General features: G+C 73.9%; 9 protein-coding genes, 3 tRNA genes and 1 pseudogene. 9 read left to right on the top strand and 4 right to left on the bottom strand.

What is annotated here, in order from left to right; genetic code table 11:
- Positions 1–31 precede the first annotated feature (31 nt).
- Positions 32–337, bottom strand: coding sequence for a YtxH domain-containing protein (locus tag AB0947_RS08285; protein ID WP_366749462.1), 306 nt, complete (start codon positions 335–337; stop codon positions 32–34).
- 157 nt (positions 338–494) lie between these two features.
- Between AB0947_RS08285 and AB0947_RS08280 the strand changes: the two genes are divergently transcribed.
- The 6 genes from AB0947_RS08280 to AB0947_RS08255 all read left to right on the top strand — a co-directional run bounded on the left by AB0947_RS08280 (position 495) and on the right by AB0947_RS08255 (position 3647).
- Positions 495–567 (top strand) — tRNA-Asn (locus AB0947_RS08280).
- A 6-nt stretch (positions 568–573) separates the two neighbouring features.
- Positions 574–646 (top strand) — tRNA-Asn (locus tag AB0947_RS08275).
- Between the two features lie 175 nt (positions 647–821).
- Positions 822–898: transfer RNA gene (locus AB0947_RS08270), tRNA-Ile, on the top strand.
- 118 nt (positions 899–1016) lie between these two features.
- Positions 1017–1277: a type II toxin-antitoxin system Phd/YefM family antitoxin gene (locus AB0947_RS08265; protein WP_366749460.1), complete on the top strand. Its 261-nt coding sequence runs from the start codon at positions 1017–1019 to the stop codon at positions 1275–1277.
- A gap of 106 nt (positions 1278–1383) precedes the next feature.
- Positions 1384–1662, top strand: a complete 279-nt coding sequence (locus tag AB0947_RS08260) for a PIN domain-containing protein (RefSeq protein WP_366749459.1) — start codon at positions 1384–1386, stop codon at positions 1660–1662.
- A gap of 302 nt (positions 1663–1964) precedes the next feature.
- Positions 1965–3647, top strand: coding sequence for an SWIM zinc finger family protein (locus AB0947_RS08255; protein ID WP_366749458.1), 1683 nt, complete (start codon positions 1965–1967; stop codon positions 3645–3647).
- Between the two features lie 490 nt (positions 3648–4137).
- On the opposite strand, the pseudogene AB0947_RS08250 reads toward AB0947_RS08255, so the two are convergent.
- Positions 4138–4236: pseudogene (locus AB0947_RS08250) on the bottom strand (SAM-dependent methyltransferase); the annotation flags it as partial.
- A gap of 233 nt (positions 4237–4469) precedes the next feature.
- Here AB0947_RS08250 and AB0947_RS08245 point away from each other — a divergent pair.
- The 3 genes from AB0947_RS08245 (at position 4470) to AB0947_RS08235 (ending at position 6613) form a co-directional block, all read left to right on the top strand.
- The gene (locus AB0947_RS08245; RefSeq protein WP_366749457.1) at positions 4470–4796 is read left to right on the top strand and encodes a hypothetical protein; all 327 of its coding nucleotides are present in this window, start codon (positions 4470–4472) and stop codon (positions 4794–4796) included.
- 615 nt (positions 4797–5411) lie between these two features.
- A complete protein-coding gene (locus AB0947_RS08240; RefSeq protein ID WP_366749456.1) occupies positions 5412–5663 on the top strand; it encodes an STAS domain-containing protein in 252 nt (83 codons plus the stop codon).
- Positions 5660–6613, top strand: coding sequence for an anti-sigma factor RsbA family regulatory protein (locus AB0947_RS08235; RefSeq protein WP_366749455.1), 954 nt, complete (start codon positions 5660–5662; stop codon positions 6611–6613). Before AB0947_RS08240 ends, AB0947_RS08235 begins: the two co-directional genes overlap by 4 nt.
- A gap of 19 nt (positions 6614–6632) precedes the next feature.
- Here AB0947_RS08235 and AB0947_RS08230 read toward each other — a convergent pair whose 3' ends face one another.
- Both AB0947_RS08230 and AB0947_RS08225 read right to left on the bottom strand, forming a co-directional pair.
- On the bottom strand, positions 6633–7670 hold the full coding sequence (locus AB0947_RS08230; protein WP_366749454.1) for a rod shape-determining protein: 1038 nt from the start codon (positions 7668–7670) through the stop codon (positions 6633–6635).
- Positions 7671–7827: 157 nt separating this feature from the next.
- The gene (locus AB0947_RS08225) at positions 7828–11733 is read right to left on the bottom strand and encodes an SAV_2336 N-terminal domain-related protein (protein ID WP_366749453.1); all 3906 of its coding nucleotides are present in this window, start codon (positions 11731–11733) and stop codon (positions 7828–7830) included.
- Positions 11734–11739 lie beyond the last annotated feature (6 nt).

Genomic DNA, 11739 nt, shown 5'->3' with positions numbered 1-11739 from the left:
GAGAATTTTGCCGCATTCCCGGGAGTGACCCTCACGTGTCGCTCGTGCCCCAGTCGTCCTCGGTCCTGCCGTCGCTGTTGCGGTCGCGCAGGGAGCGCACCGGGTGGGCCACCGACTCCGGGACCCGGTCGCCGACCTTGTCGCTGACCGTGTGCAGGGCCTTGCCCGCGTAGACGCGGCCCTGCTGGGCTGCCGTCTCGGCGGTGTTGCGCACCGCGGGGTTCTGCGCGATCCGGCGGGCCGACTTCTTCAGCTGCTCGTAGCGCTCGCGACCGGCCCTCGTGCCGAGTACGTAACCGAGAGCCAGTCCGGCGAGGAACGTGAGCCGGTAGCGCATGGCTGCCACCCTTCCCGTGCGTAGGTTTCTGGTACCGCGCTGGCGTCGGGGATACCGATTGGCGGAGCACCCCCCTGCTTGCGCTAATGTATGTGTCGCAGCGAGCGCCCGCCCCCTGGCGAATACCCAGGGAGGTACGTTCGATGCAACGAGGCGATCCTCCGTAGCTCAATTGGCAGAGCAGCCGGCTGTTAACCGGCAGGTTACTGGTTCGAGTCCAGTCGGGGGAGCTTCGGTCCTCCGTAGCTCAATTGGCAGAGCAGCCGGCTGTTAACCGGCAGGTTACTGGTTCGAGTCCAGTCGGGGGAGCGCTGAACGAGGACCCCTCCGGGGTCCTTTTTCATGTCCTCGGGAACCGCCGCGGCCTGGGGCGCTGTCCTCACGGTCATGAGCAGCGCGGTAGCCGACCAGCCGAGGCAGGAGATCGTATGAGCGGCTATGCTGCGGCAGACGGCGCGCACACTTGTACGCGACACGCCGCTATGGGGCGGTAGCTCAGCCGGTTAGAGCAGCGGACTCATAATCCGTCGGCCGTGGGTTCGAGTCCCACCCGCCCCACCAGTAACGTTACCGTGACCTGCGGAAACGTCTCTTCAGTGCCTCTGAGCCGCCTGCACGGCCCCAACGGAGAGAATCCGCTGCTCGCAAGTGTTGTCTGAGGTTCGCTGCGGGCGTCCGGATGCCCCTTATGAGGACGATGACCGCTACCGAAGCATCACGGAACTTCGCCTCCGTGCTGGACAGCGTGGAACGCGGCGAAACCATCGTGATCACCCGCGGGGGCAAACGCCTGGCCGTGCTCGGTCCGGCGCCCAAAGCCACGGGCCGTGCGGTGAAGGATGCTCTCCTGCCCTACGTCGACACCCTCGACGACGCCTTCGAGGGCGATGTGATGGCCACTCGTGATCTGCCGACCCTGGACGATCCGTGGAACGACTGATCCTGGACACTGGCGTATTGATCGCGGTCGAGCGCCGGAAAGTCGTCCTCGACCATGTACTCGCAGACGATGACGACCCGGTGATCGCCGCCATCACGGCCGCGGAGTGCTCCAGGGCGTCCAACTGGCCGCCGACACCAACCGGCTTGCCCGCCAGTCATTCGTCGACGCCATCCTCGCCACGGTTCCGGTCGAGGAGTACACAGTGGACATCGCGCGGGCTCATGCGCGACTGCTCGCCCACGTCCGCAGGGCTGGCCAGCCCAGAGGAGCCCGCGATCTGATCATCGCGGCAACCGCCCTGACAACCGCACGCACAGTAGTCACCTACGACAAGCGAGCGCGCTTCGACGACCTTCCCGGTGTTCATGTACGCAGGTTGTGACACGACCTGGCCCGCCGCTTCGGCCTCCGTCCGTATCACCCCATGAAGTGAGACAGCGTGAATGCACGCAGCTCGTGCAGCAGCTGGTGGTCGAGATCCGGCGCAAGCTCCCGACGCACTCGCCTCTGAGGACGGCGGCCACCCGGCGTTCACCATCCCCTTGCTCGGGGCCGCCCATCATCGCTGATGCACCGTAAGTCGCCCTGCTCGGTGGGGTGCTCAGCCGTCGCGTGGGGCCGCACGTGTGGGCTGCCGGGTTACTCGGGTCTCCGAGAGCTGCCGATCCGCGGTTGAATGCCGGTGTGGCACGGAAAGTGGTGGGATTCGGCGAGGACGATCTGAGGGTGCTGGCCGGGGCTAGGTCCTTCGAGCGGGGGCTGGGGTATCTGGACGCGGTGAGTGGTCTGGATGTGGGGGAGGGCTCGGTCACCGCCGTGGTGCACGGTACGGATGTCTACGAGGTGGAGCTCACCCTCGGCGGGGGTGACGGGGTCTCGGGATGGTGCGATTGCCCGTACGGGCAGGAGGGCAACTTCTGCAAGCACTGTGTGGCGGTCGGGTTGACCGTGTTGCGGCGCGCGAAGACGATTCCGCAGCAGCGGGCCGCGGCGCGGGCACGGTCTTCCGGCTTGGAAGCGTGGCTTTCAGGGCTGTCACGCGACCAACTCCTGGTGCTTGTGCGGGAGCAGATCGCTGAGGACCGGGAACTGCGCCGCCGTTTGGAGCTGCGGGCAGCCGCTGCTTGCGCTGACCTCGGTACGGTTCGGGATCGGATCATCGCGCTGATCGATCCGCGGCCGTTCGCCCGGTACGGGTACATCGAGTACGCGGATGCCTCCGGGTATGGACGACAGGTCGCCGAGGCGGCTAGTGCCCTGCGCGCCTTGACCGCCGATGGGGAGGCCGCGCAGGCGGTCGCTCTGGCCGAGGAGGCGCTCCGGGTGCTGGGAGAGACTTACGAAAAAATCGACGACTCGGACGGCGTGGTCGGGGAGGCCGCCACCGCAGTGGCGGAGGTCCATCTGGAGGCCTGCGGGGTCGCACGCCCCGATCCGGAGCGGCTGGCGGAGTGGCTGGTAGGCCGTCTGCTCGCCGACGACAGCGATGTGACGGATCCGGATCCGCTCGACTATGCCGACGTGCTGGGGCCGAGCGGACTGGCCCGCATTCGGCAGTTGGCGGCTGAGGCACTCAGGCGCAGGCCGTCCGGCTGGGCGGAGCGGTTCCTGATGGAGCGCCTGGTCAAGGCGGAGGGCGACATCGACGCACTGGTCGCCCTGTATGCGCAGGACCTCGATCCGTCCGGTGCCACCCATCTGCTCATCGCCGAGGAACTGGAAACGGCGGGCCGTACGGAAGAGGCACTCGCCTGGGCCGAGCGGGGACTGCGGGACTGTGCCGCCGAGACGAACATCGACAGCCGTCTGGTCGAGCATGTATGCGTCCGGTACGCGAAGACGGGGCGGGCGGCGGACGCGTTCGCGGTGCGCCGGGACCGGTTCCTTGTCGAGCGGTCCCTCGCCGCCTACCGGCATCTGCGCTCCGCCGCCTGGGCGGCAGACTGCTGGGAGGTTGAGCGCGCGGCGGCGCTGGCCATCTTGAGGGACGACGCTCGTCGTGAGTGCGGCGGCCGGTACGGCGGGCCCGTGCTGATCGACGTGCTGCTCGACGACGGCGACCTGGACGCCGCCTGGCGCGAGGCGGCCGACCGCGCGGACGACCGGCAGTGGGAGCGACTCGCCGACCTGTCGCGCGAGACGCGTCCGGCCGAGGCGCTCGGCGTGTACCTGCGGCTGGTCGAGCGGTCGAAGGAGCCGACCGGGGACCGTGCCTATGAGCACCTGACCGGGTTGCTCCTGGCAGCCCGTGACTGCCATCGCGCGCTCGGGACCGAGGACGCGTTCACCGGGTATCTCGCCGGCCTGAGGGCGGAACTCAAACGCCGACGCAAGCTGATGAGCATCCTTGACCGGCACGGGCTGTGAAAGGGTCCCGGCAGGGGGCTCATCGGCGATGGGAGAACGACGGGGACAGAGGCCGGCTCTCCCCGTCGGAAGGCAATTCCGCTTCCGGAGGGTGGTAAAAGGGGGCCACCCCATTACTCGACCTGGGTTGATGCCGCCCGACGTTCCCCAGTCGCCCTCACGGGAGGGCTCTGCGGACTGCCAGGGGACACGCAGGGGACGGAAGGACGCGGAAGGATCAGGAAGGCCGGCACAGAGTCAGAACGGAACAGTGCCTCTGGCTGCTGTCATAGGAAAGACGAGGCAGGAGCCGGGACTGATCCGAAGATCGCCGAAGGACTCATAATCCGTCGGTCGTGGGTTCGAGTCCCACCCGCCCCACCGAGGCGCTTCGGCGCAGGAACGTTTTCAGTCAGGACGGGAGCGGCCTCGGCCGGCGGATCGCCAACCCAGGCCGCATGGAGCCGGTTCAGGCAGTGGCTCGCACGAAGCGTGCCGGTGCGGCCCGCTTCCACACGCTGCCCGGGGCCAGACGCCGGCGCACGAGAGGGACGAGGCGGGACGGGTCGCTGAACCAGGCGGCGCCGAAGACGCGGTACACGGCGTAGTACCGGGCCTGGCCGGCGGCCGGCTGCGGCATCCGGGGCGACAGGTCGATCCAGGCAGCCGCGGCCCGGGAGGCCGACGATCTGGGCGGCGGCCCCGTCAACGAGTCCCGCCGGGCCGGAACTCAGGCACGGCCGGTCGTCCCGTGCAACTGGAGTGCGGCCAGTTGCGAGAGTTACCAGGGTGATTAGGGTGGAAAGTGACCTGAAGTGACCTATAAATCAAAGGGGGCAGGTCATGCGTGCCAGCCACTGCAAGCGATCCGCCGTCCTGGGCACCGCCGTCATCGCCGCCACCCTCGCCCTGAGCCCTGTCGGCATCCAGCAGGCGTTCGCGGCGTCGCCGAACGCGACGCACGCCGGCGCCACCGCCACGGTCGAGCGCGACAACAGCTACCGCCAGGGGTACAAATCCGGGTTCCGCGCCGGGTGGTCCGACGCCAAGGACGACTGCCGGAAGAGCGGCGGCAACAACAACTTCGCCCGGAACAACGGCTCCTTCGCGCGTGGTTACGCCGACGGCTACTCCGACGGGTACGCGCGGGCCGAGGACAGGTACTGCTGAGCCGGGAGGACCCGCCGAGCTGAAAGGCCGTCAACCGGCGACGCTCTCGCCCCGGGCCGGCCACCGTCAACCACCGCGCCGGCGAGAAGACTTGAGGCGGTCCAGGCTTGAACCGGTCACGTCCTGGGCACGGACCTCCTACCGGCGTGCAGCCGGGCGGTGTCGGCAGCAGGAGGGCGTCATGGACCGTCGGATCCGGGTACGTGTCAGCCGGCGGCCCGCCGCGCCGCGCGGGCAGGAGATCGACCGCAGGACGCCCTCGGGGCGCATCCTCCCGTACTGACCGCCGTACCGCCCCGGCCGTCGGCGCCACCCGCACGCGTGCGCGTGCCCACGGGCGACCGCCGGGGCCGTACGGGCGGGAAAGCCCGTCGTCCCGTTCCGCCGAGGGCCGCGCACACCTCGCCCGCCCCTCCCGTGCGCGGACCTGCACCCCGTCCAGGGCAGCCGAGGCGCATACTGGGCAGTCATGGAACCGTGCGGCTGGGAGACGGTGTGAACGCAGCTGAACCGGCGCGGCCCCGGCGGGCCGTCGTGCCGAGGCCGGCGCCCGCGGCGCCGCGGCTCGACGTGTCACCGTTGACCGGGCGGAGCGGATTCCGGGCGGCGGGGGAGGTGAGCCTGCCCACGCGCGGCATCTGGGAGCGCGCGCTGGAGCGGGCCGTTCGCGAGGGCGAGGACGTGTATTACTTGGAGCTTTCCGCGCTGACCTTCGTCGACGCCGCGGGCGCCGGCGCACTCGCGGCCGCCGCCCGCGGCCTCGGCGGGCACCGGCGTCTGGTGCTGGACCGGCCCCCGGACGCCCTGCCACGGATACTGGACCTGCTGTGGCCCGGTCTGCCGGGGATCGAGGTGCGGACGTCATGACCGCCACGACCGAACCCGTGGACCCCTTCGTGCACCCCGCGTTCTTCTACGCCGACGCGGGGGAGTACGTCGCCGGCACCGTGCCGTTCGTCCGGGCCGCGCTGACGGCCGGCGAGCCCGTCGCGGTCGCCGTCCCCGGCGAGAACCTACGGCTGATCAAGGACGAGCTGGGCGCCGACGGCGCCGCCGTGCGCTTCCTGGACATGCGCGAGGCCGGACGCAACCCCGGCCGGATCATCCCCGGTGTGCTGCGCGCCTTCGCCGACGCCCAGCAGCCCGGCCGCCGGGTCCACATCATCGGCGAGCCGGTCTGGGCGGACCGCAGCCCGGCCGAGTACCCGGCCTGCGCCCAGCACGAGGCGCTCATCAACGCCGCCTTCCAGGGCCGCGAGGTCACCATCCTGTGCCCGTACGACACCGCCCGTCTGGACGAGCGGGCGCTCGCCGACGCGCACGCCACCCACCCCGTCGTCATCCCGGAAGGCTCCGGCACAGAGAAGACCAGCGCGGCCTACGACCCCGACGGCGTGGTCTCCCGGTACAACGAGCCGCTGCCCCCCGCCCCCGGCGCCGGCCCCGGCGTGCTGCGCCTCTCCTTCGACGAGGCCTCCCTGTCCGCCGTACGGCACCTGGCCACCGACCACGGCGCCCGGCTGGGCCTGACCGGCCTGGGCCTGGAGAACGTGGCGCTGATCACCGCCGAGCTGACCACGAACAGCGTCGTTCACGGCGGCGGCACCGGCGTCCTCACCGTGTGGCCGGAGGACGGGTACGTGCTGTGCGAGGTCCGCGACCGGGGCCGCCTCGCCGACCCGCTGGCCGGCCGCCGCCCCGCCACCCGCGACCAGCGGGGCGGACGCGGACTGCTGCTGGTCAACCTGGTGGCGGACCTGGTCCGCACGCACACCGGCCCGGAGGGCACGGCGATCCGCGCCTACCTGCCCCGCTGACCGCACGCCCCGGGCGGGCTCAGGCGGCGAGCGGGTCCAGGACCAGCGGTTCGATCCGGCCCTCCAGCATGGCGCCCAGGCCCTGCGCCGCGCACACGTCGGGCCGCTCGGCGATGTGCACCGGCATCCCGGTGGCCCGGCGCAGCATCTGGTCGAACCCGGGCAGCAGCGCCGAGCCGCCGACCATCACGATCCCGCGGTCGGCGAGGTCGGCCACCAGGTCCGGCGGGCACTCGCGCAGCACCTTGCCGATGGCGTCCAGGACGGCCGTCAGCGGCGTCTGGATCGCGTCGCGCACGGCGGCGGTGTCCACCCGCACACTGCGCGCCAGCCCCGTCGCCACGTCCCGGCCGTGGATCTCGGTCGACGCCGGACCGTGCGGGGTCAGCCCGTTGCCCGACAGGGCCAGTTGCAGCGGCCGCACCGCCTGGCTGGGCAGCATCAGCGCGTGCGCGTGCCGCAGGTGCTGCACGATCGCGTGGTCCACGGCCTCGCCACCCACCGGGATCCGCTCGGCGGTGACGATGGAGCCCAGCGAGAGCACCGCGACCTGGGTCGCCGCCGCCCCGCACACCATCACCATGGTGGCCTCGGGCCGCTCCACCGGCAGCCCGCACCCCACCGCGGCGGCGATCAGCGTGTCGACCAGCTCCACCCGCCTGGCCCCCAGCCCGACCAGCGTCTCCGTCGTGGCGCGCTGGGCCAGCGGATCGGCGTCGTACGGGGCGCAGGCCGCCGCCCGCAGCCGGGGCTTGCGGCGCAGCGCCCGGCGCATCTTGTCGCCGAGCAGGTGCCGCAGCATCCGCTGGGCCATCTCGATGTCCACCACCGTGCCCCCGGCGATGGGCCGTACGACCCTGATGTAGTCCGGGGTGCGCCCCGTCATCCTCTCCGCGAACTCGCCCACGGCGATCAGCGCGCCGGTGCGGGTGTTCACGGCGGCGACCGAGGGCTGGTCCACGACCAGACCGGAGCCCTTCACATACACCCGGGTGCGGGCCGCCCCGAGGTCGACGGCGAAGTGACAGCGGCGCAGCCGCTCCAGGTCGACGGTCACGGCGGATCCTCCCGAGTGCGCGGGCCTTGAGGTCCCCGCCTGTCCGGCGGGCTCACTGGAATCCTGCGCGGCCCCGGGAGCGGGCGCCTTTCCTGGGCCGCCGGGCGGGGTGCCGCCGAACGGGTGTCTTTCCCGGCCGCTGCGGAGTGTCGGCGTGTCAGCGGGCGCGGAGGGCCTCCTCCAGCGGTTCGAGGGAGGAGACCGTGACCTCGCTGCCGCCCTCGCGCAGGAGGCGCCGGCCGGCGGCGGTGGGCGCGTAGCCGACGAAGCGGAGGCCGAGCTGCTGGGCGGCGGTGAGCTCGGCGACCGAGGAGCTGATCAGCACACAGGAGCGGGCCGGCGTGCCGACGGCGCCCAGGGCGCGCAGCAGACAGTCCGGGTGCGGCGTGAGCAGGCTGAGGTCGGCGCGGCGGCCGTGGACGCCCGCGAGGGGCAGCCGGTGGGGCTCCAGACAGCGGTGGACGGCCTGGGTGGACACGTCCGTCACCACGCAGACCCGGCGGCCGGAGCGGTGCAGGGCACGGACGAGTGCGAGGGAGCGGTGGGTCGTGGGCGCGTCCGGCACGGCCCGCAGCTCCAGCTCGTCGAGCCGCGCCCGCAGCAGCGGGCCGAGCCCGTCGTGGGCGTAGGCGCGCAGCAGGTCCAGCGGGTGCGTGAACGCCTCCCGGCCCAGGGCACCCGCGACGGGCAGCGGCCGGCCCGTGGGCGCGTCCGGCGGATCGCGGTGGTCGGCGACGACGGACAGCAGGTCGAGGACGGCCTCCCGGGCCGTCTGCCCCGGGAACAGCCGGGCGAGGGGCCCGTCGAAGCCGACCAGCACCGTCCCGGCGCCCGAGAGCAGCGCCGCCAGCCGCCGCCGGGACGGGACCGGTGGCTCCGCCGCCGGCGCGGGCGCCCACTCGGGGACCAGCTGCACGGCGTACGACACCGCCAGCCCCGGTACCGGCCAGTCGTCCACCCCGGCGTTCACCGCCCGCTGGGCCGCGCCCGCCCGGCGCGGCGGGTAGCGGCGCGTGACGGGGGCCGCCGCGCCGCGCAGGTGCTCCAGCAGGATGCCGGAGACACCGGTGGCCTCGGCGCGGACGAACGCCACCGGGTCGTCGACCCGCCAGGACAGTTTCACCGCGGCGGTGAACGCGCCCTTGCCGGAACTCGGCAGGGACACGATCTCCCGGGTCTCGTGCGGGGTGAGGTCGACCGTGTAGTACGTCTCCGGGCGGGGCGGACGCGTGCCGTAGGGGCGGATCGGGTCGAGCAGCGCCAGCGGGCCGCCGGGCCGGGTGTGGACGACGGCCGTGCGGCCCGGCGTGGGGACGCCCAGCTCGCGCAGGTCGGCCGTGATGAACGGGCCCCGCACCAGATCCCGCTCCCCGGGCTCGGCGGACCCCGGCCCGAGCGGGCAGTACCAGGCGGCCGGCGGGCTGTCCGGGGCGCTGTCGCGAAACAGCGGCCGGAACCGCTGCGAGCGCCGTGCGGCGGAGCTGGCGGCGAAGTCGTCGTACAGGGCGGGCGGTACGACGACCACCACGTCCGCGGCTTCCTCCGGCGGCCGGACGGGCGGCCGGCCGAACGTCACCCGCAGCCGCGGCGGGTCGGCCAGCCGGGCGAGCGCCTGGGGGAGTTCGCGCAGCACGGCGACGAGGACCGGCAGGAGGTAGGCGCCGGGCGCGGTGCGCACCAGGTAGCCGTCCGGGCGGACCTCCGCCTCGTACCGCCGGGGGCCGAGGGAGCCGCGGGCGAGGATCTCGTGCACGGTGGCTTCGAGCGTGATGCGGGCTTCCGGGCGGCCGGTGAGCCCGTCGGCGGTGAAGTGGATCTCTCCCCGGCCGGCGGCCGCTGCGACCGGCTCGCTCCGCGGCCCCCGGCCCAGCCGCAGCAGCCGCTCGGCGCCGCGCCGCTGCTCCTCCGGGCTGCCGGAGAGGAGCGCGGCGACGGCCGGGGCCAGCTCCGTCCCGAGCGCGCCGGAGGCGTCGGGGTACAGGGCGCGCGCGATGCCCCCGAGCGCCCGGAGCGCCTCCTGCCGGTCCCCGTGGGCCAGCGGCGCGGAGTCCAGGCAGGTCAGCACCGGCCCGCCGGTGGTGAGCACGACGGAGCGGGGGGTCAGCACGCCGCGCGGCCCGTCCTGCGCGTGCAGGGCGAGGACCGCCTCGGCCAGCGGCGGGAGCAGCGCGCGGACCTCTTCGGCGGACAGGCCGTCCGGGGCGTCCCGGAGGCGCCGGCGCAGGGTCGGGCCGGCGACGGACTCGCGGACCAGGTACGGGGTTCCACCGGCGACGCCGTGGTCCCGCACCGGTGCGATCCCCGGGTGGCGCACCTCGCCGAGGCGCCGGCCGAGGTCCAGGAAGGCGGCGGGGGAGGGGCCCGGCGGATACCGGCGCAGCACGACGAGGGCGTCACCGTCCCGGGTGTCCCGCGCGAACCAGCCCGTGCCGCCCGTGTCCTCGGCCCGCCGCAGCAGCCGGTACCGCCCCGCGAACAGCTCCCCGGCGCCGTCCGCGGTCAGCCGCCGGACGCTGTCCTCGCTGACCGTGGCGAACGGATCGCCCTCCGCGGCCGTCCCCGCGCCCGGCGCGGCCGGGACCGACGCCCGGAACTCGCCCGGAGCCCGGCCCGCCCTGCGGTCGATGAACTCGCCCACGCTGCGCAGGAGTCCGGTGGTGCGGTGGCGGTCGGTGCGGGGCAGGCCGAGCAGCAGCAGCTCGCGTACGCCGTCCCGGAAGGCGTAGGAGCCGGGCGGGCCGTCCGGGACGGTGGTGAGCATCCCGCTGACGATCACCTCGGCCAGGTGCCGGGGGCGCGGATCGGGTTCGACGGCGGCCTGGACCAGGCGCATCACCGGCAGGTCGGGGCGGCCCACCGCGAGATGGCCGGCCAGCCGGACCGCCTCCGGGGAGGCGGTCGCCCGGAACCGCAGGACCAGTTCCTCGGCGGACAGCAGCCCGACGTCCGTACGGTCCTCGGCGTCCGCCGGCAGCGGGCGCCCCAACCGGGCGGCGGCGCCCGGGAATCCCCCGCCACCCGGGGCCGCGAGCAGCCCGGCCCAGTGCGCGAGCCACCGCGGCTCCGGCTCCAGCACGGGGAGCGGGACCGCGCCGCCGGACACGGCGGGCTCGGGCGGCTCGTACGGGGTGAACGCGAGCGTCGCCGTGGGGGCGGCGGGGTGCGGGGCCGACAGGGTGCCCGGGACGGTGGGCAGGGCGGTGTCCCGCCACAGGTGTTCCGGGAGCGGTTGGACGACGGCCAGGGGCGTCCGGCGCGCCCAGCGGTGCAGGGTGGCGAACCAGCGGGTGCCGGCGGGTCCCTCCCGCCACTGCGGGCCCATGCAGTCGCTGATCAGGAGGGTGACCGTACGGCTGTCGGCGGGGGCGTGCGGGCCGGGGCCGTGCACGGTGCCGTCGGCGGCGGCGCGGTGCAGGGCGACCGTGCGGAAGGCGCCGGACTGGGCGAGGACCGTGTGCAGTTCGCGGATCAGGGGCCGCCAGACCGGCATGGTGGGGCCGGTGTCGTGGACCAGGTCCAGGCGCAGCCAGCGTTCCCGTGCGGGGCGCAGCACCGGCAGCCACCACGCGGGGTCGGCGCCGAGGCGGGCGATGCGGTCGGCGGTCGCCGGCTCGTCCAGCTCCCGGCCCACGGGTGCCTTCACCCGGCGTCCCAGGGGGCGCAGCGCGCGTTGCAGCGCGAGCGGGTGGCGCAGCATCGGGGGCGCCGGGGCCAGGAGCGGGGTGTGGGACCGCTCCGCCGCCGGGGCGGGGCGGCGGGCGGGCAGGTGCAGGGGGACGCGGGAGGGCGGCTCGGCGGCGGGCTCCGGTTTGCCTGCCGGCTCCCCCGGCGGAGGGGGCGGGGCGGGGGCCGGGGGTGGGGCTTCCCGCTCCGGGGCCCCGGGCCCGGCGGGGGCGTCGTCGCCGGTGCCGGGTGTCATCCGCCGGGCCAGCCAGAGCAGTTCGGCCAGTTCCAGCGGGGTCGGGCGCACCCCGTGGGACGCCTCGGCCAGGATGTCGGCCAGGCGGACGAAGGGGTCCGTGGGACCGGGGCGTTCAGCGGCCCGGGAGGATGCGGAAGCCATCAGGGG

This window comes from Streptomyces sp. NPDC047841, from assembly GCF_040704085.1.
GTDB classification, from domain to species: domain Bacteria; phylum Actinomycetota; class Actinomycetes; order Streptomycetales; family Streptomycetaceae; genus Streptomyces; species Streptomyces argyrophylli.
Note: the sequence above shows the minus strand (reverse complement) of the source record. Positions and strands in the feature narration are given on the sequence as shown.